The sequence below is a fragment of the Variovorax xiamenensis genome, assembly GCF_050916385.1.
Taxonomy (GTDB): domain Bacteria; phylum Pseudomonadota; class Gammaproteobacteria; order Burkholderiales; family Burkholderiaceae_C; genus Variovorax.
This window is the reverse complement of record NZ_CP139038.1, coordinates 2,067,705-2,091,720: the sequence shown is the minus strand read 5'-3', so window position 1 is coordinate 2,091,720 and position 24,016 is coordinate 2,067,705. Positions and strand designations below refer to the sequence as shown.

General features: G+C 69.1%; 26 protein-coding genes. 13 read left to right on the top strand and 13 right to left on the bottom strand.

Annotation, left to right across the window (positions count from 1 at the left end):
* Nucleotides 1–78: 78 nt before the first annotated feature.
* From folK to hda, 3 genes are read right to left on the bottom strand one after another with little or no spacing between them, the layout of a single operon-like run.
* On the bottom strand, nt 79–693 hold the full coding sequence (gene folK / locus SFB74_RS09135; RefSeq protein ID WP_432730475.1) for a 2-amino-4-hydroxy-6-hydroxymethyldihydropteridine diphosphokinase: 615 nt from the start codon (nt 691–693) through the stop codon (nt 79–81).
* On the bottom strand, nt 690–2,297 hold the full coding sequence (gene pcnB, locus SFB74_RS09130) for a polynucleotide adenylyltransferase PcnB (protein WP_432730474.1): 1,608 nt from the start codon (nt 2,295–2,297) through the stop codon (nt 690–692). Before pcnB ends, folK begins: the two co-directional genes overlap by 4 nt.
* 27 nt (nt 2,298–2,324) lie before the next feature.
* Nucleotides 2,325–3,011: a DnaA regulatory inactivator Hda gene (hda, locus tag SFB74_RS09125; RefSeq protein WP_301506698.1), complete on the bottom strand. Its 687-nt coding sequence runs from the start codon at nt 3,009–3,011 to the stop codon at nt 2,325–2,327.
* Between the two features lie 129 nt (nt 3,012–3,140).
* On the opposite strand from hda, the gene purM reads away from it, so the two are divergent.
* The 5 genes from purM to SFB74_RS09100 all read left to right on the top strand — a co-directional run bounded on the left by purM (nt 3,141) and on the right by SFB74_RS09100 (nt 7,617).
* A complete protein-coding gene (gene purM, locus SFB74_RS09120) occupies nt 3,141–4,181 on the top strand; it encodes a phosphoribosylformylglycinamidine cyclo-ligase (RefSeq protein WP_432730473.1) in 1,041 nt (346 codons plus the stop codon).
* Nucleotides 4,182–4,234: 53 nt separating this feature from the next.
* Nucleotides 4,235–5,329: an AI-2E family transporter gene (locus SFB74_RS09115; RefSeq protein ID WP_432730472.1), complete on the top strand. Its 1,095-nt coding sequence runs from the start codon at nt 4,235–4,237 to the stop codon at nt 5,327–5,329.
* 127 nt (nt 5,330–5,456) lie between these two features.
* Nucleotides 5,457–6,017: a cysteine hydrolase family protein gene (locus tag SFB74_RS09110; protein WP_093307035.1), complete on the top strand. Its 561-nt coding sequence runs from the start codon at nt 5,457–5,459 to the stop codon at nt 6,015–6,017.
* 5 nt (nt 6,018–6,022) lie between these two features.
* A complete protein-coding gene (locus SFB74_RS09105; RefSeq protein ID WP_432731902.1) occupies nt 6,023–6,652 on the top strand; it encodes a DJ-1/PfpI family protein in 630 nt (209 codons plus the stop codon).
* Nucleotides 6,616–7,617 carry a GlxA family transcriptional regulator gene (locus SFB74_RS09100; RefSeq protein WP_432730471.1) on the top strand — a complete coding sequence of 334 codons (1,002 nt, stop codon included), beginning with the start codon at nt 6,616–6,618 and terminating at the stop codon, nt 7,615–7,617. Before SFB74_RS09105 ends, SFB74_RS09100 begins: the two co-directional genes overlap by 37 nt.
* A 6-nt stretch (nt 7,618–7,623) precedes the next feature.
* Here SFB74_RS09100 and SFB74_RS09095 read toward each other — a convergent pair whose 3' ends face one another.
* The 7 genes from SFB74_RS09095 to murJ all read right to left on the bottom strand — a co-directional run bounded on the left by SFB74_RS09095 (nt 7,624) and on the right by murJ (nt 14,533).
* The gene (locus SFB74_RS09095) at nt 7,624–9,231 is read right to left on the bottom strand and encodes a M14 family zinc carboxypeptidase (protein ID WP_432730470.1); all 1,608 of its coding nucleotides are present in this window, start codon (nt 9,229–9,231) and stop codon (nt 7,624–7,626) included.
* Nucleotides 9,232–9,279: 48 nt separating this feature from the next.
* Nucleotides 9,280–10,584: an RNA polymerase sigma factor gene (locus SFB74_RS09090; RefSeq protein ID WP_432730469.1), complete on the bottom strand. Its 1,305-nt coding sequence runs from the start codon at nt 10,582–10,584 to the stop codon at nt 9,280–9,282.
* Complete coding sequence (locus SFB74_RS09085) at nt 10,581–11,006, bottom strand: YciI family protein (RefSeq protein WP_093307031.1); 426 nt, start codon at nt 11,004–11,006, stop codon at nt 10,581–10,583. The genes SFB74_RS09090 and SFB74_RS09085 overlap by 4 nt, the downstream gene beginning before the upstream one ends.
* Nucleotides 11,007–11,043: 37 nt before the next feature.
* Entirely contained in the window at nt 11,044–11,475 is a 432-nt protein-coding gene (locus SFB74_RS09080; protein WP_432730468.1) for a YciI family protein, read from the bottom strand.
* A 139-nt stretch (nt 11,476–11,614) separates the two neighbouring features.
* The gene (locus SFB74_RS09075; protein ID WP_432730467.1) at nt 11,615–12,043 is read right to left on the bottom strand and encodes a bleomycin resistance protein; all 429 of its coding nucleotides are present in this window, start codon (nt 12,041–12,043) and stop codon (nt 11,615–11,617) included.
* Nucleotide 12,044: 1 nt separating this feature from the next.
* Entirely contained in the window at nt 12,045–12,896 is an 852-nt protein-coding gene (locus SFB74_RS09070; protein ID WP_418119556.1) for a SirB1 family protein, read from the bottom strand.
* Nucleotides 12,897–12,979: 83 nt separating this feature from the next.
* Nucleotides 12,980–14,533: a murein biosynthesis integral membrane protein MurJ gene (gene murJ / locus SFB74_RS09065; RefSeq protein ID WP_432730466.1), complete on the bottom strand. Its 1,554-nt coding sequence runs from the start codon at nt 14,531–14,533 to the stop codon at nt 12,980–12,982.
* 118 nt (nt 14,534–14,651) lie between these two features.
* Here murJ and rpsT point away from each other — a divergent pair, with 118 nt between their 5' ends.
* On the top strand, nt 14,652–14,966 hold the full coding sequence (gene rpsT / locus SFB74_RS09060) for a 30S ribosomal protein S20 (protein WP_432730465.1): 315 nt from the start codon (nt 14,652–14,654) through the stop codon (nt 14,964–14,966).
* A gap of 169 nt (nt 14,967–15,135) precedes the next feature.
* Here rpsT and SFB74_RS09055 read toward each other — a convergent pair whose 3' ends face one another.
* The gene (locus SFB74_RS09055) at nt 15,136–15,465 is read right to left on the bottom strand and encodes a DUF3579 domain-containing protein (protein ID WP_432730464.1); all 330 of its coding nucleotides are present in this window, start codon (nt 15,463–15,465) and stop codon (nt 15,136–15,138) included.
* A gap of 161 nt (nt 15,466–15,626) precedes the next feature.
* Between SFB74_RS09055 and SFB74_RS09050 the strand changes: the two genes are divergently transcribed.
* The 7 genes from SFB74_RS09050 (at nt 15,627) to SFB74_RS09020 (ending at nt 22,355) form a co-directional block, all read left to right on the top strand.
* Nucleotides 15,627–16,835 carry an aspartate aminotransferase family protein gene (locus SFB74_RS09050; RefSeq protein WP_432730463.1) on the top strand — a complete coding sequence of 403 codons (1,209 nt, stop codon included), beginning with the start codon at nt 15,627–15,629 and terminating at the stop codon, nt 16,833–16,835.
* Entirely contained in the window at nt 16,832–17,764 is a 933-nt protein-coding gene (argF, locus tag SFB74_RS09045) for an ornithine carbamoyltransferase (RefSeq protein ID WP_432730461.1), read from the top strand. Before SFB74_RS09050 ends, argF begins: the two co-directional genes overlap by 4 nt.
* Before the next feature lie 28 nt (nt 17,765–17,792).
* Nucleotides 17,793–18,107: a YkgJ family cysteine cluster protein gene (locus SFB74_RS09040; protein ID WP_432730460.1), complete on the top strand. Its 315-nt coding sequence runs from the start codon at nt 17,793–17,795 to the stop codon at nt 18,105–18,107.
* An 81-nt stretch (nt 18,108–18,188) separates the two neighbouring features.
* Nucleotides 18,189–18,842, top strand: a complete 654-nt coding sequence (kynB, locus tag SFB74_RS09035) for an arylformamidase (RefSeq protein WP_093198608.1) — start codon at nt 18,189–18,191, stop codon at nt 18,840–18,842.
* A gap of 10 nt (nt 18,843–18,852) precedes the next feature.
* Nucleotides 18,853–20,130: a kynureninase gene (gene kynU / locus SFB74_RS09030; protein WP_432730459.1), complete on the top strand. Its 1,278-nt coding sequence runs from the start codon at nt 18,853–18,855 to the stop codon at nt 20,128–20,130.
* Nucleotides 20,127–20,987, top strand: coding sequence for a tryptophan 2,3-dioxygenase (gene kynA / locus SFB74_RS09025; protein WP_432730457.1), 861 nt, complete (start codon nt 20,127–20,129; stop codon nt 20,985–20,987). Before kynU ends, kynA begins: the two co-directional genes overlap by 4 nt.
* A gap of 117 nt (nt 20,988–21,104) precedes the next feature.
* Nucleotides 21,105–22,355, top strand: coding sequence for an SMI1/KNR4 family protein (locus SFB74_RS09020; RefSeq protein WP_432730456.1), 1,251 nt, complete (start codon nt 21,105–21,107; stop codon nt 22,353–22,355).
* Nucleotides 22,356–22,493: 138 nt separating this feature from the next.
* Here the strand turns inward: SFB74_RS09020 and SFB74_RS09015 are convergent, their stop codons facing one another.
* Together SFB74_RS09015 and SFB74_RS09010 are read right to left on the bottom strand one after the other, a co-directional pair.
* A complete protein-coding gene (locus SFB74_RS09015) occupies nt 22,494–23,678 on the bottom strand; it encodes an FAD-dependent monooxygenase (protein WP_432730455.1) in 1,185 nt (394 codons plus the stop codon).
* A 5-nt stretch (nt 23,679–23,683) separates the two neighbouring features.
* Nucleotides 23,684–23,980, bottom strand: a complete 297-nt coding sequence (locus SFB74_RS09010; protein ID WP_432730454.1) for a DUF6587 family protein — start codon at nt 23,978–23,980, stop codon at nt 23,684–23,686.
* Nucleotides 23,981–24,016 lie beyond the last annotated feature (36 nt).

The following is a 24,016-nucleotide window of genomic DNA, read 5'->3' as shown; positions in this document are numbered from 1 at the left end:
CAGTGTGATGAAAAACCGTGCAAGTGTACCGGGAGGGAGGCACCGGGCCGGCCGGACGGGCTACCGCCCGGCCATCGCTCAGCCGCGGATGCGCTCAATGACCTGGCCTGAAACCCGCGCCAGCGCCGCTCGCGGCACCTTGTCGGGCGCGATCTCGGCCAGCGGCTTGAGCACGAAGGCGCGATCCCGCATGCGGGGATGCGGCAGGCTCAGCTTGGGCGTGTCCTTGACCGAATTGCCGTGCATCAGCAGGTCGAGGTCGAGCGTGCGCGGCGCGTTGGGAAAGGGCCGCTCGCGCCCGGCCTGCTCTTCGAGCAGTTGCAGCTCGGAAAGAAAAGCCTCGGCCGTCAGGCCCGTTCGCACCGCCACGACGGCATTGATGTAGTCGGGCCCCGACGACTCGATGGGCGCGCTGCGGTACAGCGACGAACGCGCCGTGACCACGGTGCGCTCGATGGTGCCGATGGCGTCCATGGCCGCGCTCACCGCCGCCTGGGCATCGCCCAGGTTGGCGCCGATGGCAACGAATGCCTGCACGGTCGGGTAGTCCTCCCTGGGACGGCGCGCGGCCGGACCGCCGCCGGAGGGCCGGGCCTGGGCACGCTTCACGGGTGCCGCGCGCTTGCCCGCGGGGGCACGCGGCGCGCTGCTTTTCTTCTGGCCGTCGCCCCGGGGCCGATCGGGCTTGTTCATTCGCCCGCGGCGCTTGCGCCGCCCTCACCGCCGGTGCGCGGCTTACGCCTGCGCCGGCGCTTGCGCGGCGCGACCGCCTCGCCATCGGGCGGCACGGCCACGGTGTCGACCTCGTCTGACTCGTCGTTCCGGCCCGGCTCCGCTGCGCGGCGCGCCGACGGCTCGCCGCGCGGCTTCGGAGGCTGCGGCGTCTCGCGGACCCGCACGCGCTGGCGCACCTTCTGTTCCTCGCGCACCTGCTCCAGCAGGTCGGTACGGCGCGCGTCGTCGGAGGTGCTGAATTCCTGCCACCACTCGGCAATCGCCTCGTTCACCTCGCCCACATCGGCGCGCAGGCGCATGAAGTCGAAGGCCGCGCGGAAGCGGGCCTGCTCGACCAGGCTGTAGGGCGTGGAGCCGGTGCGCTTGTCGAAGCGCGGCTGCATCATCCAGATCTCGCGCATGTCGGCGGCCAGCTTGCCGCGGCCCGACACGTCGCCGATGCGCGCATTGAACACGTCGTCGATGGCGTCTTGCAGCGCCGGGAACGGCGCCTGCGCGCGCTGGCCGTTGCGGCCTTCCTGGCGCTGGGCCCAGCCGTCGCGCACGTCGGCCCAGAGCACGCAGGCCAGCAGGAAGCTGGGCGCCACGGGCTTGCCCTCGCCCACGCGGCGGTCGGTGTCCTGCAGCGCGGCCTTCACGAAGGGCTGGTCGGCGCGCTCCACCACCACGTCGAGCAGCGGATAGATGCCGCGGGCCAGGCCGAGCTTGTTGAGCTGCTCGACGGTGGCGATGGCATGGCCGGTCTGCAGCAGCTTGAGCATCTCGTCGAACAGGCGGCTCTGCGGCACGTCGGCCAGCAGCTTGCTCGACTCGACCAGCGGGGCGACCGTCTTGGCTTCCATCTTGAAGCCCAGGGCCGCGAGCTTGGCCGAGAAGCGGATGGCGCGGATGATGCGCACCGGGTCTTCGCGGTAGCGCGTGGCCGGGTCGCCGATCATGCGCAGCGTGAGCTTCTGGGCGTCCTTGATCCCGTTGTGATAGTCCACCACGACCTGGTTGGCCGGGTCGTAGTACATGGCATTCACGGTGAAGTCGCGACGGGCGGCGTCTTCCTCCTGCGGGCCCCAGACGTTGTCGCGCAGCACGCGGCCGCTGGCGTCCACCGCGTGCTTCATGCTCGCGAGCTCGCCCTTGCTGGTGCGCTCATTGCCCGACACCTGCTCGGCGGCGGTGTTGTCCATGTAGGCGCGGAAGGTCGAGACCTCGATCACCTCGTGCTCGCGCCCGCGGCCGTACACCACGTGCACGATGCGAAAGCGCCGCCCGATGATGAAAGCGCGGCGGAACAGCGCCTTCACCTGTTCCGGCGTGGCGTTGGTGGCCACGTCGAAGTCCTTGGGGCGCAGGCCCAGCAGCAGGTCGCGCACCGCGCCGCCCACCACGTAGGCCTCGTAGCCGGCCTGCTGCAGCGTGGTGACCACGTTCTTGGCACGTTCGTCGACCAGGGCCGGATCGATTCCGTGGACTTCGGCCGGCACCTCCTGGCGCTTGCCGAAGCGGCTCTTGCCCTGCGTGCCGCCGGCACCCTTGCCGAGCAGCTTGTCGATGAATTTCTTGATCATTGTTGGTTGGAAGCCTTGTTCGCTCTTTTATTCGTTCTCGAGCATGGAGCGGATCAGCGGAATGGTGATCGCGCGTTGTGTCTGCAGGGCGTAGCCGTCGAGCTGCGTGAGCAGTTCCATCAGGCTGCCGAGGTCGCGGCTGAAGCGGTGCAGCATGTAGTCGAGCACGTCGTCCGACAGCATCACGCCGCGCGCGTCGGCGGCCTGGCGCAGCACGGCGCGGCGTTCGCTTTCGCTCAGCACCTGCATGTGGAACACGTGGCCCCAGCCGAGGCGGGTGCGCAGGTCCTCGCGCAGCGGCAGGTCGGCCGGCGGCAATGCGCCGGCGGCGACCACGCCGCGCTGCAGCGTCTGGGCGTTGACGAACCAGTTGAAGGCCGCGTGCTGCTGCACGGCGGTGTAGAGGTGCACGTCGTCGAGCAGGACGGCGCCCCAGCGCTCGTCGAACTCAGGCGGCTCCAGCAGGCCGGCGTGCAGCCAGCCCACGCTGGCGCCCTGCTCGCGCAGTGCGACGCGCACCGATTCGAGCAGATGGGTCTTGCCGCTGCCGCCGTCGCCCCACAGGTAGGTGGGCACCGGCGAGTGCAGCGCAGGGCTGCCGGCGCCGCCCACCCACACTTGCAGGTGTCGCAGCGCCGCCTCGTTGGGGCCGGCGAAAAAGGCGTCGAAGCTGGGGCCCGTCGCAATGCCGATATCGAGCGCGAGCTGTTTCATCCCGGGAAGGTTCATGGAGGGGGCCGCGAGGGCCCTTAAAATCATCGGGAATTCTATCGGCCCGGCCACCATGGTTACCGGCGCCCCTTCCGCCCCCACTCTTTGCGTCTCTCCCGACCTCGACCACCCATGACTTCCTCCACGCCCACCCCGCTCAGCTACAAGGACGCCGGTGTCGACATCGATGCAGGCGACGCCCTGGTCGACCGCATCAAGCCGCTGGCCAAGAAAACCCTGCGCGAAGGCGTGCTGGCCGGCATCGGCGGCTTCGGCGCCCTCTTCGAGGTGCCCAAGCGCTACAAGGAACCCGTGCTGGTGAGCGGCACCGACGGCGTGGGCACCAAGCTCAAGCTGGCCTTCGAATGGAACATGCACGACACGGTCGGCATCGACCTGGTGGCCATGAGCGTCAACGACGTGCTGGTGCAGGGCGCCGAGCCCCTCTTCTTCCTCGACTACTTCGCCTGCGGCAAGCTGGACGTGGACACGGCCGCGGCGGTCGTCGGCGGCATCGCCCGCGGCTGCGAGCTCTCGGGCTGCGCGCTGATCGGCGGCGAAACCGCCGAAATGCCCGGCATGTACCCGGCCGGCGAATACGACCTGGCGGGCTTCGCGGTCGGCGCGGTCGAGAAGTCGAAGATCCTCACGGGCCAGAACGTCAAGCCCGGCGACGTGGTGCTGGGCCTGGCCTCCGCCGGCGTGCACTCCAACGGCTTCAGTCTGGTTCGCAAGGTGATCGAGCGCGCAGGTGCGGACCTCCCCGCCACCCTCGACGGCAAGCCCTTCCGCGAAGCCGTGATGGAGCCCACCCACCTCTATGTGAAGCCGGTGCTCGAGGCGCTGGGCAAGCACCCGATCAAGGCGCTGGCCCACATCACCGGCGGCGGCCTGCTGGAAAACATCCCGCGCGTGCTGCCCGAAGGCACCGCCGCCCACCTGAAGAAGGGCAGCTGGCCGCAGACCGAGCTGTTCGCCTGGCTGCAGAAGGTGGCCGGCATCGACGACATCGAGATGAACCGCACCTTCAACAACGGCATCGGCATGGTGGTCGTCATCGACGCCGCCGAAGCCGCGGCCTGCGCCGCCACGCTGCGTGCCGCCGGTGAAACGGTGCACGAGATCGGCACGATCGCCGAGCGCGGCGAAGGCGCGGCCGTGGTCGTCGGCTGAGCGCCGGCTGCTCCGTCCACTTTTCCGAAGAACAGAGCAAGCACCCGCCCCGGATGGCCAACAAGCCGCAGCCCGCCACCACCACCGCCGCCTCGACGGCCTCCGCCATCCGCCCCGCGGCCTCGCGCGGCGTGACCATCGCCAGCTACCTGCTGATGCTGGCAACCCTGTTGCTGGTGATGTGGGAGCACCTGCTGCCGGGCCTGCTGTGCGTGTGCATCGGCTTCCTCGTCACGCGCTGGTTCTCGCGCCTGCTGGCTTCCGGCTTCCAGCGCATTCCGGTACTGGCCAGACGCCCCGGTAGCGCCGACGGCTGGGCAGGCGTGCTGGCCGTCACCGTGGTGCTGCTGGCACCCATCGCCCTGGTCACGCTGGGGCTGTCGCAGGCCCGCGAATACATCGTCGACGCGCCCGACCAGTACCGCGAACTGCTCGACTACACCGCGCGCACCGTGCTGGAGCTGCGCTCCAAGCTGCCGGTCGAGATCGCGGTCTACCTGCCCGAGGGCGCGGCCGAAGTGCAGCGCGTGATCGCCAACTACCTGCGCGCGCAGGCCGGCTCGCTGGCCGTGGCCGGGCGCGCATGGCTGCACGGCATTCTTTTCTCGTACGTGGGCCTGATCATCGGCAGCCTGGCCGCCGTGGCGCACGCGCCGCTGCATCGCCTGCCGCTGGCCGAGCAATTGCACCAGCGCGTACGCACCTTCGGCGAGGCCTTCGGCCAGATCGTGGCGGCCCAGTTCTGGATCGCGGCCTTCAACACGCTGCTGACGGCCATCTTCCTGCTCTTCGTCATGCCGCTGTGGGACGCGCACCTGCCGTACACGCCGGCGCTCATCACCCTCACCTTCCTTGCCGGGCTGGTACCCATCGTGGGCAACCTGGTCTGCAACTCGGTGATCACGCTGGTGGGGCTGTCGGTGTCGCCGGTCACGGCTGCCGCCTGCCTGATCTTCCTGATCGTGATCCACAAGGCCGAATACGTCATCAACGCCAAGGTGGTGGGCGCGCGCACGCAGATGAGCGTGTGGGAACTGCTGGCCGTGATGTTCGTGGCCGAGGCGGTGTTCGGGCCGGCCGGGCTGGTGGCGGCGCCGCTGTACTACGCGTACCTGAAGAAAGAGCTGCAGGCGGCGCGGCTGGTCTGACGGGGCCTTTGCCGCCCCTCGAAGTCCGAATCTGATCGATTCCGGTCCGGCCGTGAGCGGACCGACGGCTGGCGGGCCAGAAGAATAGGCGGCATCATCCACTCCGCCCTCGCCCGCGAGCCTTGCCATGAAAACCTGTCTGATTGTGATCGACGCCCAGGAGTCGTTCCGCCAGCGCGCCTACTGGAACGAAAGCCAGGCAGCCCCCTACTTCGCGGCGCAGAACGCGCTGATCGAAGGCTGCGCCGCCGCCGGCCTGCCGATCGTGCGGGTCTTCCACACCGATGAGCCCTCCGACGCCGGCAACCCCTTCGCGGTCGAGTCGGGCCACGTGCGCCCCATCGGCGGCCTGGCCGCCTTCGACGCAGCCGCCACCTTCACCAAGCACCGTCACAGCGCGCTGGTCAACAGCGGTCTGGACGTGTGGCTCACGCAGAACGGCATCGGCCGGCTGATCGTGAGCGGCATCCGCACCGAGCAGTGCTGCGAGACCACCACCCGCCACGCATCCGACCTGGGCTGGGAGGTCGACTACGTCACCGACGCCACCCTCACCTTCGACATGAAGCACCCCGACGGCAGCCCGCTTGCGGCCGCCGACATCAAGGCGCGCACCGCCGCCGTGCTGCATGGCCGCTTCGCCACCGTCTGCACCGTGGCGCAGGCGCTCGAACGGGCCGTGGCGTGAACGACATGACCCTGCGCGTGCTGATCCTCGCCTTCGACGGCGTGGAGGCGCTGGACTTCGCCGGCCCCTTCGAGGTGTTCACCACCGCGAGCCGGGTCAGCCAGCGAATGCGGCCGGGCACGGCGGCGCCGTTCGATGTCGCCTCGGTGGCCCATGCGCAGCGCGGCCAGCCCGTGCAGGCGCGCGCCGGCCTGCAGTTGCTGGCCAACCACACGCTGGCCGACAGCCCGGCAGCCGACGTGCTGATCGTCCCCGGCGGCGTGGTCGACGCGCCGATGGCCAGCCCCGACACGCTGCGCTGGATCGCCCGCACGGCAGCCAGCGCGAAGATCGTCGCCTCGGTCTGCACCGGCGCCTTCCTGCTGGCCGAAAGCGGCGTGGTGTCGAACGACGCCGTCACCACCCACTGGGAAGACATCCCCGAGCTGCGCGAACGCTTCCCCTCGCTCGACGTGCGCGAGGGCGTGCGCTGGGTGGACAGCGGCCGCATCGTCAGTTCCGCGGGCATCAGCGCCGGCATCGACATGAGCCTGCACCTCGTCGAGAGGCTGGCCGGCCTGGAGCTCGCCGAGCGCACCGCGCGCCAGATGGACTACGAATGGAACCGCAACCCCAGCCAGCCCCCATCCGCGTAGTCTTCGTCCTCCTGCCCGGCAGCCTGGTGCTCGACTGGGCCGGCCCGGCCGAGGCGCTGCGCATCGCCAACCAGCGGCTGCGCGCCATGGGTCAGCCCGAGCGCTTCGCCATCGAGTTCGCCAGCCCCCGGCCGACGGCCATGGGCTCGGTGGGCGTGGCGCTGGCCGGGCTCTCGCCGCTGCCGACCACCTGGGACGGCCCCGGCTGGGTCGTGCTGGTCGGCCTGCCCGGCGACGCCATCGCCATCGACAACCCCGAGACGCAGGACCTGCTGCACTGGCTGCGCGGCCTGCGCTTCGAGCGCGACCGGCTGGAGCTGGTGACGGTCTGCGCCGGCGCCGTGCTGGCCGCGCACGCCGGGGCACTGGCGGGCCGGCGCGCCACCACGCATCACCATCACCTGGGCGAACTGCGGGAGGTGGAACCGCGCTGCGACGTGGTGAGCAACCGCGTATTCGTGATCGACCCGCCGCTCTACAGCAGCGCGGGCGTGACCACCGGTGTGGACCTGATCCTCCACCGTATCGCCGGGCTGTGCGGCGAAGCGCTCGCGGCGCAGGTCGCGCAGACCATGGTGGTGGCGCTGCGGCGCGGCCCGCACGACCCGGAGCTGTCGCCCTTCCTCGCCTACCGCAACCACCTGCATGCCGCCCTGCACCGCGTGCAGGACGCCGTCAGCGAGCAGCCGCAGGCCGACTGGAGCGTGCCGCGCATGGCCGAGGTGGCGCATACCTCGGCGCGGCACCTTACGCGGCTCTTCGTCGAGCACGCGGGCGTCGCGCCGCTGGCCTACCTGCGGCGGCTGCGGCTCGCGACGGCGCAACTGGCGCTGGCCTCGGGCGCGAGCGTCACGCGGGCGGCGGAGCAATCGGGCTTCGGCTCCGACACGCAGCTGCGCCGCGCATGGCACCAGTTCGGGCTGCCGGGATCGCCTTCGGAAGCGGGTTCGTCTTCCCGCGCCTGACGCGGTTCAGTGCCAGACGCCCGCGGGCGCCGGTCCCGGCACGCGCAGCAGCCTGTCGTCGCCGACCTCCAGCAGCCGGTTGGCCGCGTAGCTGTTCTGCGAATCGGGCTCCAGCGCCGCGCTGACCAGCGGCGACAGCGGCTGCGCCAGCGACACGTAGAAGCTGCCCGGCTGCACGACCGCACGGCCATGGCGCAGCCGCACGCGGTAGCTGCGGATCGCCTCGCCGTCCTCGATGGCGCCGCGCGCGTCCTGCCGCTGGCCATCTGTCTGCGAGAGGATTTCGTAGCGCTCCACCGACCACGGCGCCGCGCTGTCGATGCGCTCCACGCGCACGCCCAGCATCTGCAGCCGCTGCACGGCCACGGTCTCGCTCGAAGCGAGCAGGTAGCCGCAGGGGCGCGGCCGCGCATTGACGATCTTCAGCGGCTCGGCGGCGCGCCAGTCGACGTCGACCGCCTTGTCCTCGCCGGTCTTGGCATCGAGGAATTCCAGCCGCTGCTTCGCCGGCGTCTGCCAGGCCTCGACCACCAGGTCGCCACGGCAGGCATCGGCCTTGGCGCGCTGGCCGGCCTGCACGGTGAGCGACATCAGCGCCGGCCCCTGCTTCGCGGCCGTCTCGATGACCGTGGTGGCCGCCAGCACCTGCGTGTGCACTCTGCGAGCGAAGTGCGCGCGCCCGAGCCCCACGCCGCGCACTTCGAGCAGCAGGCTCACGGCCTGGTGCAGCGCGCTCACGTTGCGGCCGGTGTCGGGCTGCACGCCGCCCATCGACACGGTGCGGTCTTCCGCCTTGCCGCCGGAGGTGGTGTGGTACTTGAAGCCCTGCAATCCGGCGCGCGCGAAGGCGGCCTGGATGGCGTCGACGTAGTCGCGCTGCGCGCTGGTGGCGATGGCGGCGTCGAGATTGCCTACGGTGGCGGGCTGCAGCAGGCCGTCGTACTTCATGACGGCGCCGAACTTGTCGATCCAGCGGCCGCCGACGGTGAACTCGTGCAGGTCGAGCACCACCTGCGGCGCGTAGCGCAGTGTGGCCGCCGCGAGCGAGCGCGCCTCGGGCGTGCGCAACAGCAGATGGTCGCGATTGACGTCGATGCCGTTGGCGGTGACGCGGGTGAAGCGCTCGGCGCCGTCGGGGTTGCCGCGCGGCACCAGCACGAGGTTGACCTTCTTCAGCAGCGCCGAGCCCGGTTCGGTCGCGAACTGCTGCGCGAGCGCCAGCACCGCCTCGCCGCCTGCCGGCTCGTTGCCGTGCTGCTGGCCGATCACCATCACGGTCGGCCGGCTCGGATCGATGCGCCCCTGCTCCGCCAGCACCACCAGCGGCATCTCGCGCCCCTGCTGCGACTGGCCCAGGCGCTCGATGCGCACGTTAGGCGACTGGCGCGCCAGCTCGTCCAGGAAGGCCAGCACTTCGGCATGCGAGGGAAAGTCGGTGCGCCCGGCGCGAAAGCCCGGCGTGGCGTAGCTCACCGGCGGATCGGGAAAGCGCGCGGCAATGGCGGGCGGTTCGACCCATGCCTTGGAAGGATCGAATTGCGCCTGCGCCGGAAGGGTCGCGAGCAGGACGAGGCCGGAAGCGCACAGGCGCTGGAGGGTGGGGGCACGCAGCATGGCTGCGCATTCTGCTCCCGCGCGGCCCTCGACGGATTCAGATGCCGTTCAGTTCGCCGGCTGGGTACAGGCCCTGGCGCGCGCAAGCAGCAGCGCGCGCTCGCGGGTGTTGCGCGTGAGCGTCGCGGCGCGGTCGAACTCCCTGCGCGCCTCTTCGCGACGGCCCAGCTTGAAGAGCAGGTCGCCGCGCACGGTCGGCAGCAGGTGGTAGCTCTTGAGCGAGGGCTCGTCCAGCAGCGCGTCGACCACCTCCAGCCCGGCCGCCGGACCGAAGGCCATCGACAGCGCCACCGCGCGGTTGAGCTCGACGATGGGCGACGGCGTGAGCTCGGCCAGTGCGTCGTAGAGCGCGGCGATGCGGCCCCAGTCGGTCTCGTCGGCGGTGCGTGCGCGGCCGTGGCAGGCGGCGATGGCGGCCTGCAGCGCGTAGGGGCCGAGCGCGCCGCCCAGCGATTCGGCGCGCGCGAGCGCTGCGAGGCCGCGGCGGATCAGCATCTGGTCCCAGCGCGCGCGGTTCTGCTCCAGCAGCAGCACCGGCTCTCCGGAGGGGCCCATGCGCGCGGCGGTGCGCGAGGCCTGGATTTCCATCAGCGCCACCAGCCCGTGCACTTCCGACTCCTTCGGCACCAACTCGGCCACGATGCGGCCCAGGCGCAGCGCTTCCTCGCAGAGCGTGGGACGCATCCAGTCGTCGCCGGCGGTGGCCGAGTAGCCTTCGTTGAAGACCAGGTAGATCACCTCCAGCACCGAGGCGAGCCGCGCCTCGAGCTCGTGCCGGCGCGGCACCTCGAAGGGCACGCGCGCCTCGGCCAGGGTGCGCTTGGCGCGCACGATGCGCTGCGCCACCGTGGCCTCGGGCACGAGGAAGGCGCGGGCGATCTCGTCGGTGGTCAGGCCGCCCATCACCCGCAGCGTGAGCGCCACCCGCGCCTCGGTCGAGAGCACCGGGTGGCAGGCGGTGAACACCAGCCGCAGCAGGTCGTCGCCGATGTCGTCGTCGAGCGCGGCATCGACCGCCTCGGCGAAGTCGTCCTGCGCCATCTCGTGCTGCGCGTCGATTTCGCGGCCGATCTCGCCGGCCTTGTGCTCGGCCAATCGGAGATGGCGCAGGCGATCGAGGGCGCGGCGCTTGGCCACTGCGGTGAGCCATGCCGCGGGGTTGTCGGGCACGCCCGATTCGCTCCATTGCTCGAGGGCCGAGACCAGCGCGTCCTGGGCCAGTTCTTCGGCCAGGCCCACGTCGCGCACCATGCGCGCGACGGTGGCGATGATCTTCGCGGACTCGATGCGCCACACCGCCTCGATGGTGCGGTGGATGGCGGCGGTGCCCTCGCGGCCCTCGCCGTGGCTCATGAATCCGTCTTCTTCACCGTCTGCATCGAGGTGAATTCGCCGGCCACCGCCTGCACGTCGGCCGGGAAGTCGTCCATTTCCTGGATCTGGCGCACCTCGATGACCTCGTTGTCACCGCCGGGGCAGCGGCTGGCCCACTCGATGGCGGCGGCCCGCGACGGCACGTCGATGATCCAGAAGCCGCCCAGCACTTCCTTGGCCTCGGCGAAGGGGCCGTCGACGACCTTGGGCTTGCGGCCCTTGAAGCTCACGCGCGCACCCATCGATGGCGGGTGCAGGCCGTCGCAGCTGATCAGCACGCCGGCTTTCTGCAGCGACTCGTTGTAGGCCATCATGGCCGACACCGCCTCGACGTCGTCGGGGATAGTGCCGGGCGCGGCGGTTTCGTAGCCGTGGGGAATCATCAGCAGCATGAATCGCATGGCGGTTCTCCTTGGGTTCGGTTGATCTGGTCGCAGCTCAGCCGGCGGCCTTGGTGCGGGCCCCGGTCTCGGCGCGCAGGCGGTCTTCCTGGGCGAGGAGCTCGGGGGTCATGGAGTCGCCGAAATCGGTGGCCTCGAACACCTGGCGGATCTCGATCTCGCCTTCCTGGAAAGGGCTGCGCTTGATCCACTCGATGGCCTCCTCCTTCGACTTGCACTGGAACAGCCAGAAGCCGGCCAGCAGTTCCTTGGTTTCGGCGAAGGGGCCGTCGATGACGGTGCGCCTGGTCGGGCCCTCGCAGCGCACACGCACCCCCTTGGAGCTGGGGTGCAGGCCCTCGCCCGCCAGCAGCACGCCGGCCTTGACCAGCTCCTCGTTGAACTTGCCCATGGCGGTGAGTATTTCGGTGCTGGGCATCACGCCGGCTTCGGAATCGGCGTTGGCCTTGACCAGAATCATGAATCGCATGTCGTTTCTCCTGAAGGTTGATGGTGGTGAAGCGGCTTCGGAATCTGCCTGCTCCTGTTCACACGTCGCACGAGCGGAAGCCGGATCGACACGATCGCATCGATCCATTTGTAATTTTGTGTTTCAGAAACCGAGGTTTTCAGGGCAGGTAGCCGCAGAAACGCAGCACATGGCCGTCCGGCTCCCGGATCGCGAATTCGCGCAGCCCCCAGGGCTGGGAAATGGGCGGCTCGATGATCGTCACGCCGCGCTTCACGTAGGCGGCGTGCAGGCCGTCGATGTCCTTGCCCACGTGGATCACGATCTCGCCGCGCCAGGGCTTGGCCTCGCGCGCGTTGCACTGCCACAGCCGCAGGTAGACCGGGTCGCCGTAGCTGCGGTCGCCCTTCTTCACCCGGGCGTAGCTGGGCGGCTCGCCGGCGACGAAGTCGAGTTCGAAGCCCAGCACGTCGCGGAACCATCGCGCGGCGCGCGTGACGTCCGACACCGGCAGCACGGGCTGCACGCCGTGGAATTCGTGCAGCGTGCCCAGGTCGGGCGCGGGGCTCACGCCGGCCTGGGTGTTCATTTCAGCTCGCCATGCGGCGCAGGGCTGCAACACGCTCGGCGATCGCGTCGATGTCCAGGGCGTCCTCGGCCTTCGCCAGGTAGGTTTCGAGGTCGCGCACGGCCGATGCCGTGTTGCCTTGCTCGGCATGCGCGATGCCGCGGTCGCGGTACTCGCCCCAGGCGCTGGGCAGCAATGCGATCAGGCGGTCCTGCACGGCGATGACGCGCTGCCAGTCTTCCTGCGCGTGGTGCACTTCCTTCAGATTGCGCAGCATGCGGGCGATGATTTCGCGCGAACTGGCGGGCTGCAGGTACAGGCCCAGCGGCACGTCGAAGTCGCCGACCAGGCCGTTGCTGCGCTTGTAGGGCTCCAGGCGCTCGCCCAGTTCCTCGCGCGACAGCGACTTGCCGGTGAACGGATCGATCACCACCTGCCCCTTGGGCAGCGTCACCTTGAGCATGAAATGCCCCGGAAACCCGATGCCGCGCGCCTGCAGGCCCAGGCCCTGCGCCAGTTCCATCCAGAGCACGGCCAGCGAGATCGGAATGCCGCGGCGGGTGCGCAGCACGGCGTTCAGGTAGCTGTTGTCGGGGTCGTAGTAGTCGTTGACGTTGCCGCCGAAGTTCAGGTCGTTGAAGAAGAACTGGTTCAGGGCACGCAGGCGGGCCAGCGGCGCGGCGTCGGCGGGCAGGCGGCGGCGCAGGCGCGCCAGGAGTTGGTCGACGTCGCCCAGCACCTGCTGCACGTCGAGATCGGGGTATTCGTCCTGCGCCAGGCTGGCGGCGGCTTCGAGCAGCGGAAACTGGTCGTCGCTGCGGACCAGCGACTCGAAATACTCCAGGGCGGTTGGAACCTGAAAGCTGAACGTCATGTGGCTTTGTAGAGGAGCATTTCAGGAGCGTCAAGGCAGGGCACACGCGTATTGCGCACGCGTGGACAGCCCCGGCACAGCCCTCAGCGGCGGATGAAGCTGCGCAGCCGGACGCCCACCGCAGCCAGTACGCCGAAATAGAGCAGCGCCGAGCCGGCGATCAGCGCGGCAAGCAGGCCGATGCGCAGCAGGCGCTGCTCGCGCAGTGCGACCCAGTCGAAATGCGCCGAGCCCCACACCAGCAGGCCCGCGAGCACCACGGTGCCGGCAATGACCTGAAGCGCGAACCGGCCCCACCCCGGCTCGGGCTTGTAGCTGCCGCGGCGGATCAGCCCGACCAGCAGCCAGGCCGCATTGACCAGCGCGCCGATCGCGATGGTCAGCGTGAGCGCCGCGTGCTGCAGCACCGGCACCAAAAAGACGTTGAGTATCTGCGTCAGCACCAGCACGCCCACGGCGATGAGCATCGGCGTGCGCGTGTCGTGCTTGGCGTAGTAGCCCGGCGCGAGCACCTTCACTGCCACGATGCCGACGAGGCCGACGCCGTAGCCCATCAGTGCCAGGGTGGTGCGGCCCACGTCCTCCCCCGAGTAGGCGCCGTTGTGGAAGAGCACCGCCACCAGCGGCTTCGCGAACAGCAGCAAGGCGATGGCGCAAGGCGCCGACAGCAGCACCACGAGGCGCAGGCCCCAGTCGAGCAGCGAGGAATAGCGCGCGTCGTCCTTGGCTGCGCGGGCGCCGGCCAGCTGCGGCATCAGCACCACGCCCAGCGCGACGCCGAGCATGGCGGTCGGGAACTCCATCAGCCGGTCGGCATTGGTGATCCAGGTCACGCTGCCCACAGCGAGATGCGAGGCGATCTGCGTGTTGATGAGCAGCGAGATCTGCGCCACGCTCACGCCCAGCAGCGCCGGCAGCATCAGCTTGAGCACCTTGCGCGTGTTCGGGTCGGTCCAGGCGGTGCGCAGCGCCCGCAGGCTCATTCCCAGGCGCGGCAGCAGCCCCAGCTTGCGCAAGGCCGGTATCTGCAGGGCCAGTTGCAGCACGCCGCCGGCCATGACGCCCACGCACTGCGCATAGATCGGCTCGATGCCCCAATGGCGGAAAAGCGGTGCCCCGACCAGGATCGACAGGATCAGCGCCACGTTGAGCAGCACCGGCGACGCCGCCGGCACCGCGAACTTGCGCCAGGTGTTGAGAATGCCGCCCGCCAGCGCCACCAGCGACATGAAGCCGATGTACGGGAACATCCAGCGCGTCATGACCACGGCGGCGTCGAAGCCGGGCAGCCCGCTGGCCATGGCCCAGACCAGCAGCGGCGCGCCGGCCACGCCGGCCACGCAGACGATCACCAGCGTCCAGGTCAGCAGCGTGGCAACGTGGTCGATGAGCTGGCGGGCGCCCTCGTCCCCCGCTTCGGTCTTGCGGGCGGCCAGCACCGGCACGAAGGCCTGGCTGAAGGCGCCCTCGCCGAAGACCCGCCGGAACAGGTTCGGGATGCGGAATGCGACGTTGAAGGCGTCGGTGAGCGCGCTGACGCCGAAAACCGAGGCGAAAAGCACGTCGCGCACGAGGCCCGTGATCCGCGAGGCGAGGGTCAGCAGGGAGACGGTGGAGGCGGATTTGAGCAGGGACACGGAGGCCGAGTTTAGGCCCCGCGGAGGCCCTGAAACGGCCGGATTCGCCCGAAAAGCCGACCCGGCCTATAATGGAGGGCTTTGCTGCATCATCCTCAGACACCTAAGGACATAAATCATGGCATCCGCCAAGCCCAAGAAAAAGAACCCGCGCCTCGCCTCCGGCCGTAAGCGCGTCCGCCAGGACTCCAAGCTGAACGCTGCGAACACCTCGCTGCGCTCCAAGTACCGTACCGCTGTCAAGAACGTCGAAAAGGCTGTTCTGTCCGGCGACAAGACCAAGGCAAGCGAACTGTTCGCGAAGGCCCAGAGCATCGTCGACGCGATCGCCGACAAGGGCATCTTCCACAAGAACAAGGCCGCCCGCGACAAGAGCCGCCTGTCGGCCAAGGTCAAGGCCCTCGCCCTCGCGCCTGCAAAGGCCGCCGCCTGACACCTGTCAGGCAAGCCCGGACCGGAATCCTCCGGTCCGCCGTTTGATCGGGGTGCGCTGCAGCAAAGTGAAAAAACCGCCTTCGGGCGGTTTTTTCATGCCTGTTCGTTTCGTGAACCTGGGCGCCGGGCCAAAGACAGGCAGGCAAACAGGTAAAGAAAAAGGCCTGTCAGGCCTTTTTCGGGAGGATGGGCGTGTCGGGCACCAGGCAGGCCTCGGCTACCTGCAGGTCGTTGTCCCTGGCGAAGTTCACGCAGAAATCCCAGGCCATCGGCTCGGCGTCGCGCAATTCGCGGTTCACGATCACGCACTTCACGCCGTTGATGGTCGTCGGAATGCACCAGGGCGAATAGCTCAGGTGGCTGCCCGGATACGCGCCGCCGGGACGGAACGAGCACATGACGCCGGCCAGACGCTCGGCCCAATCGCTCGGGCGAAAGGTCCGGCCATCCTTGGTGATGCCCTGGATGAAGATTTCTTTGGCTGTGGGGGAAATCATCGTTGAATGAAGCGACCGGAGCAGGTGCTGCGGTGCAGCAAGCGATTCTATCCGCGCCCCTTTTTGCATCCTGAACATGGGGCATTGCTGTGATGCGCAATCCTCAACGAAGCCGTCAAACCACGCGCCTAGAATCCGCCTTCCCTATCTGGAGAACCCGAATGAGCGCTACCGCCCAGCCCACCTCGCCCCACGTCATGAACACCTACGGTCGCCTGCCGATCGCACTGTCGCACGGTCAGGGTTGCCGAGTCTGGGACACCGCGGGCAAGGCCTACCTCGACGGCCTCGGCGGCATCGCGGTGAATACGCTGGGCCACAACCACCCCGAGCTGGTGCCAGCCCTGCAGGATCAGCTGACCAAGCTGATCCACAGCTCCAACTACTACCACGTGACCGGCCAGGAACAGCTCGCCACCAAGCTGACCGAGATTTCCGGCCTCACCAACGCCTTCTTCTGCTGCACCGGCCTCGAGGCCAACGAAGCCGCCCTGAAGCTGGCGCGCAAGTACGGCCACGACAAGGGCATCGAGCGCCCCGAGATCGTGGTGTACGAAGCCGCCTTCCACGGCCGCAGCATCGCCACCCTCTCGGCTACCGGCAATCCCAAGGTGCAGGCCGGTTTCGGCCCGCTGGTCGAGGGCTTCATCCGCGTGCCGCTGAACGACATCGAGGCGCTGAAGAAGGCCACCGAAGGCAACCCGAACGTGGTCGCCGTGTTCTTCGAAACCATCCAGGGCGAAGGCGGCATCAACCCGATGCGCTGGGAATACCTCAAGCAGGTGCGCCAGCTGTGCAACGAGCGCGACTGGCTCATGATGATCGACGAGGTGCAGTGCGGCATGGGCCGCACCGGCAAGTGGTTCGCCCACCAGTGGGCGGGCATCAAGCCCGACGTGATGCCGCTGGCCAAGGGCCTGGGCTCGGGCGTGCCGATCGGCGCCGTGGTGGCCGGCCCCAAGGCCGCCAACATCTTCGGCCCGGGCAACCACGGCACCACCTTCGGCGGCAACCCGCTCGCCATGCGCGCCGGCGTCGAGACCATCCGCATCATGGAAGAGCACAAGCTGCTCGACAACGCCGCCACCGTGGGTGCCCACCTGAAGGCCGCGCTGGATCGCGAACTCGGCGGCCTGCCCGGCGTGAAGGAAATCCGCGGCCAGGGCCTGATGATCGGCATCGAGCTCGACCGTCCCTGCGGCGTGATCCTCAACCGCGCCTGCGACGCCGGCCTGCTGCTGAGCGTGACGGCCGACAAGGTGATCCGCCTCGTGCCGCCGCTCATCCTGAGCATCGCCGAGGCCGACGAGATCGTCGCCATCCTCGCGCCCATCGTCAAAGCCTTCCTGTCGGAGCCCGCCCCCCAATGACGACCGCCACCGCGAACACCATCCGGCACTACCTGCAGTTCGCCGACTTCACCGCCGACGAGTACGCCTACCTCTTCGATCGCATGGCGATCATCAAGAAGAAGTTCAAGACCTACGAAAAGCACCAGCCCCTGGTCGACCGCACGCTGGCCATGATCTTCGAGAAGGCCAGCACGCGCACCCGCGTGAGCTTCGAGGCCGGCATGTACCAGCTCGGGGGCAGCGTGGTGCACCTGACCACCGGCGACAGCCAGCTCGGCCGCGCCGAGCCCATCGAGGACAGCGCCAAGGTCATCAGCCGCATGGTCGACCTGGTGATGATCCGGACCTACGAGCAGACCAAGATCGACGCCTTCGCCGCGCACTCGCGCGTGCCCGTCATCAACGGCCTGACCAACGAGTTCCACCCCTGCCAGATCCTGGCGGACATCTTCACGTACATCGAGCACCGCGGTTCCATCCAGGGCAAGACGGTGGCGTGGGTGGGCGACGGCAACAACATGGCCAACACCTGGCTGCAGGCGGCCGAGATCCTGGGCTTCACGGTGCACGTGAGCACGCCCAGCGGCTACGAGGTCGACCAGTCGATCGCCGGCATCCGCTCGGGCGACAGCTACAAGGTCTTCAAGGATCCGATGGAAGCCTGCCGCGGCGCCGACCTCGTCACCACCGACGTCTGGACCAGCATGGGCTACGAGGCCGAGAACGAGGCCCGCCGCAAGGCTTTTGCCGACTGGTGCGTCGACGAGGACATGATGCGCATCGCCCAGCCCGGCGCCCTCTTCATGCACTGCCTGCCCGCCCACCGTGGCGAGGAAGTGCAGGCCGAGGTCATCGACGGGCCGCAGTCGGTGGTGTGGGACGAGGCCGAGAACCGCCTCCATGCCCAAAAAGCGCTGATGGAGTTCCTGCTGCTCGGCAGGCTCTGATCTTCCTGTAAAGCAAAGGCGCCGCAGCATGTCCGATTGCCAGCAATGCGGCGCCTGCTGCGCCAGCTACCGCGTCGATTTCAGCGTGCATGAGCTCGACGAGAACGGGGGCCAGGTGCCCTCCGGCCTCGCCGTCGATGTGAACGACGCCATCTGCCGCATGCGCGGCACCGACCACGCATCCCCGCGCTGCGCCGCGCTCACCGGCAAGGTCGGCCAGTCCGTGGGCTGCGGCATCTACGAATGGCGGCCCAACCCGTGCCATGAGCTGCAGGCCGGCAGCGATGCCTGCGAACGGGCGCGCGCCCGGCACGGGCTGCCCGCGCTGTCGTCGCTGCACTGAAGCGTTTCCGCTTCAACTCGTCACGTCTGGTGTTGGAAATAACCGACACCACGACCCCTCGCGCGGCGCTAACTTCGCGCCATGCGTTCACAGCAACCCCGCCCCCGCATCTGGGACATCTCGCCACCTGTGCATGAAGGCGCGCCGGTCTTTCCCGGCGACACGCCCTACCAGCAGCGCTGGGCCGCGACCATTTCGCCGGGCTGCCCGGTCAATGTCAGCGAGATCAAGCTCTCGCCCCACGTCGGCGCGCACGCCGACGCGCCGCTGCACTACGACCCCGAAGGCCAGACCATCGGCGACGTCGACCTCACGCCCTTCCTCGGCCCCTGCCGGGTGATCCACGCGATCGACAAGGGCGCGCTGATCGAGTGGGAGCACATCGCCCACGCCGTCGACAGCACCCTGCCCCCGCGCGTGCTGGTCCGCACCTACACAACCATGCCGGTTGGCCGCTGGGACCCGGAACTCGCCGCCTACGCCCCCGCCACCGTCGAGCGCCTCGCGGCCATGGGCGTGAAGCTCATCGGCATCGACACCGCCAGCATCGACCCGGCCGACAGCAAGACGCTGGAAAGCCACCAACGCATCCGCCGCCTCGACCTTCGCGTGCTCGAGAACCTCGTGCTCGACGACGTGCCCGAAGGCGACTACGAACTCATCGCGCTGCCGCTCAAGCTGGTGAGCGCCGATGCCTCCCCCGTTCGCGCCGTGCTGCGCGAACTCCCTCGCTGAAACCTCCACCATGACGACTCTTGCAGACTGCCGCGCACTCGACGCGCAAGACCCGCTGCGCGCCTTGCGCGACCAATTCCTCATTCCCGAGGACGTGCTGTACCTCGACGGCAACTCGCTCGGCGTGATGCCGAAGGCCGCGCCGGCACGCATCGCCGAAGTCGTGACCAAGGAATGGGGCGAAGGCCTCATCCGCTCGTGGAACACCGCGAGCTGGTTCGACCTGCCGCAGCGCCTGGGCGACAAGGTGGCCCGCCTGATCGGCGCCGCGCCCGGCGAAGTGGTGTGCACCGACAGCACTTCCGTCAACCTCTACAAGGTGCTGTTCGCGGCGCTGTCACAGCAGAAGGACAGCGGCCGCAAGCTCGTGATCAGCGAGCGCAGCAACTTCCCCACCGACCTCTACATCGCCGAATCGCTGTGCCGCGAACGCGGCTTCACGCTCAAGCTGATCGACGCGAGCGAGTTGCCCGATGTGCTGACCGACGAAGTGGCCGTGCTGATGCTCACGCACGTCAACTACCGCACCGGCGCCATGCACGACATGAAGGCCGTCACCGCCGCCGCGCATGCCGTGGGCGCGCTCACGGTGTGGGACCTCGCGCACAGCGCGGGTGCCGTGCCCGTGGCGCTGAACGACGCCAACGCCGACTACGCCATCGGCTGTGGCTACAAGTACCTTAACGGCGGCCCCGGCGCGCCTGCCTTCGCATGGGTGCACACGAAGCACGCGGGCCAGTTCGAGCAGCCGCTGTCCGGCTGGTGGGGCCACGCGGCGCCCTTCGAGTTCACGCCGCACTACCGCCCTGCCCCGGGCGTCGGCCGCTATCTGTGCGGCACGCAGCCGATCATTGCGCTGGCCGGGCTCGAATGCGGGCTCGACACGGTGCTCGCGGCCGAATCCTTCAACGGCGACCATGGCGCGATGTCCGCGCTGCGCACCAAGTCGCTCGCGCTCACGGACATGTTCATCAGGCTGGTCGAAGAGCGCTGCGCCGGCCAGGGCCTCTCGCTGGTCACGCCGCGCGACCACGCGCTGCGCGGCTCGCAGGTGTGCCTGAGTCGCGAGGAAGGCGCCTACGCCATCGTGCAGGCCCTGATCGCGCGCGGCGTGATCGGCGACTACCGCGCCGGCGACTCGCAGATGCCCGACATCCTGCGCTTCGGTTTCACGCCGCTTTACATCGGCTTCGAGGACGTGTGGAACTCGGTCGAGCACCTCGTGCAGGTGCTCGAGACCGGCGATTGGCGACGCCCTGAATTCAACCGCAAGAACGCAGTGACATGACCGCCGACAAGAGCCCCGCGAAAAGCCCCGAGAACATCGTTCACGAAGAGAAGGCCCAGCTGGACTTCAGCAAGTCCATGAGCTACGGCGACTACCTGCACCTCGACGAGATCCTCAGCGCACAGCATCCGCTCTCGCCCGCGCACGACGAGATGCTCTTCATCGTGCAGCACCAGACCAGCGAACTCTGGATGAAGCTGATGCTGCACGAGCTGCACGCCGCCATCGGCTGCATCGCGCAAGAGAAACTGCCCGACGCCTTCAAGATGCTCGCGCGCGTGAGCCGCATCATGGAGCAGCTGGTCAACGCATGGACCGTGCTCTCGACCATGACTCCGCCCGAGTACACGGCGATGCGTCCCTACCTGGCCAACTCCAGCGGCTTCCAGAGCGCGCAGTACCGCTGCATCGAGTTCGCGCTCGGCAACAAGAACGCCGCCATGCTCAAGCCGCACGCGCATCGCGCCGACCTGCTGGCGCAGGTGGATGCCGCCTACCGCGCGCCGTCGCTGTACGACGAGTCGCTGCGCCTGCTGGCGCGCCACGGCCTGCCCGTGCCCGCCGACCGGCTGGAGCGCGACTGGACGCAGCCCTACGAACCCAGCGACGGCGTCGAGGCCGCCTGGCTCACGGTCTACCGCAATCCGCATGACCACTGGGACCTTTATCAGCTCGGCGAAAAGCTCACCGACCTCGAAGACGCCTTCCGCCTCTGGCGCTTCCGCCACGTGACGACGGTAGAGCGCGTGATCGGCTTCAAGCGCGGCACCGGCGGCACCGGCGGCGTGAGCTACCTGCGCAAGATGCTCGACGTGGTGCTGTTCCCCGAAATCTGGAGGCTGCGCACCGACCTGTAGCCGGCAGGCGCCATCCAGGCGCCCCGCAGCCGCAAACGCCCTCATGAAGCTGGGGTGGCCCGGATTGCCCTGCGAGCGCAAAGCGCTACATTTTTGGCAAACAACGGAGGCCCAGCCATGAACGACATCCGGTTCACAACCGACGAGCTCTCCACCCTGCGCGAACACGGCATCGTGCTGTTCGCCGGCCGCGTGATCTTCGACGCGCAGCCGCCGATGCCCGGCCAGCAGATCGATGCCGTGCAGGCCATGTGCGCGGGCCCCATTCCCGAAGCGCTGATCGCGCTGTGGCAGCAGACGGCGGGCGGACGGCTCGATTACGACCTGTCGCTTGAGATGAACGGCAACCTCGAGGGCATCAGCTGGAGCGAACTCTTCTGGGACGGCAGCGACGGCTACCACGACCTGCAGGGCTGGATCGAGCACGAGCAGGAACTGGCGCAGGAGGCCGCCGAGGAAAACGGTACGCCCTGGAGCGGCAAGCTCACGCACCTGCCCTTCGGCGGCTTCGAGTACACCGACCGCATCTACGTCGTGGTCGAGCCCGGCGCCGCGCACGGGCAGGTCGTCGCCTGGAAGAAGGGCCTGCCGCCGGCCTGGACGCACGCGCTGCACGAAGACAGCGTGAACACCGTCGCGCCGGACCTCTTCGGCGCCTTCGCGGCGCTGCGCCTGGACGAAGACCCGCTCGCACCCACCAGCGACTACTTCTCGGGCCAGACGCTGCTCGGCTATCTCGACGACCGCCACGAGGACCACGGGCTCGATCTCGACCTGATGGACAAGCTCGTGACCTTCTATTGCCGCGCCGTGGTCGACTGGCGCACGCCGCTGGCCGAAGGCACCCTGCGTCACAAGCCGCAACTGGCGCGCGTGGCATTGCGCCATGCGATCGGGACCGACGATGCCCGGCTGATCGCGGAACTCGCCGCCGCGGGCGTGGATTTCGGCGGGCCGCAACAAGGCAGCGCGCTGGCCACCGACGTCGCGGTGAGCCACGGCGCCTTCGCCGCCGCCGCGGCGCTGGTGCGCGCGGGCGCACCGGTGGCTGTCGATGCGCTGCGCAACATCGACGGGCAGATCGCGCCTGAACTCACGGGCGCGCTGCTGGACAACGGCGCGGAGCCCAATGTGGCGGCCATCGTCAAGTGCGCGGCCTGCGGCGCGCCCGCGAGCGCGCACCTGATCGCGGATGCATGCGCGAAGGCCGGCATCGACGTGCCGCCCGCCTTCGTCGCTGAGCGCGACGCGATGCTGCTCGAACTGGAAACCGCGCTCGCGAAGATGCAGGGCGGCAAGTACGGCCACTACCTGGGGCAGGAAGGGCTGGCCGAGCGCATCGAGCATCTGCAGACCTTCAGACTGTAGATTGGCCCCCCAGGCTTCGCGCACTTCGTGTCGCTGCGCCACCCCCTCACCGGGGGGCAACACCTGCGGCCCGGCAAAGCCGGTTCCGCGGTGTTTCCGGCATTGGTGCCCGCTTCTTCCCGGGCACCGATAGGCATCTCAGCCGCCGTACAGCCAGGGCTGGTCGAGCAGCTTCGCGCCGAGCAGGCGCATCGCCATGTCGCGGCCCAGCCGCATCGGTCCGGTGGCATGGAAGATCTCGCCATTGCGGCGCGCACGCGCCTGCACCTGCGCGTTGCGTGCCCAGCGTGCCTCGGCGTAGCGGGAGAAGGCGGCCGGCACCTCGGCCGCATCGCCGTCGCCGAGCGCATCGGCCAGCGCCACCGCGTCCTCGATGGCCATGCCCGCGCCCTGCGCGAGGTACGGCACCATGGGGTGCGCTGCGTCGCCCACCAGCGCGACGCGCTCGTGCGCCATGTCGGCCGGGCCGGTCATCGGGGCGCGGTCGCCCAGCGACCATGCACGCCAGCCGGGCATGGCATCGAGCAAGGATTGCAGGCTGGCGCAGCTGCTGCCCATGGCCTGCTTCAGCGCGGTGATGCTGGTGGACTGGTCCCAGTCGCGCGCGTCCCCCGCGGGAGCGGATTCGGCGATCACCACCACGTTGAGCCAGTCGCCGCCGCGCACCGGATACGCCACCGCATGCAGCCGCGGACCGAGCCAGACGTCGACCCGGCCGCGCCGCAATGCCGCAGGCAGGGCCGACTGCTCGATCAGTGCGCGCCAGGCCGTGTGGCCGGTGACGCGCGGGGGTTGCGTGGCGCAGGCGCTGTCGAGCTGGCGCCGCACCATGCTCCAGAGACCGTCGGCCCCGACCACGGCTTCGCCCTCCCAGGCGCGCGCATCGGTGCTGGAGAGGCAGACGAGGTCGTCGCTGGTTTCCACCTGCCGGATCTGGGCGCCGGTCACCAGCGTGCCGGTGCCGCGCGCGCGCACGGCATCGAGCAAGAGGCCGTGCAGGTCGGCGCGATGCACGCAGAAATAGGGAGCGCCGTAGCGCTGCTGCATGGTGTCGCCGAGCGGCATTCGGGCCAGCTCCGCGCCGCTTTCGGCGCTGTGGACCACCAGCGCCTCGGGCCGCGCCGCGATGGCCGCGAGTCCGGGGCCGAGGTCCAGTTGCTGAAGTCGCCGCGTGGCATTGGGGCCGAGCTGCACGCCGGCGCCGATTTCACCGAAGGCGGCCGCCTGTTCGAAGACGTCGGCCCGGTGCCGGCTCCGGGCGAGTGCCAGCGCTGTGGCCAGCCCCCCGATGCCGCCCCCGGCGACGAGGATGTGCGCGGGCATCGGTCTCAGCGGCCGGTCGTGGACTGGCTGCTGGCGAGCTTGCTGCTGTTGTCTGGTTCAGGTTGTTTGAGGGGTGCCTTGGGAGCGCAGCTGCCGCAGCTGTCGCACGAGCCGCAGCCCGAGGTCTTGGCCAGCGAGGCCGCCAGCTCCTTGGCGCGTTCTTCGTCGACCCAGCCCGCACGGTGCGTGCCGGCCGCAAGCTTCTGTGCAGCGCCGCGGCGCCATCCCGCGGGCATCCAGCGCCAGACCGCATAGAACGCGGCGGCCGCGACGATCAATCCGACGATCAGTTGCTGTGCCATTTCTTCTTCGACCTTTTCCTCAAACCTTTCAGCGTC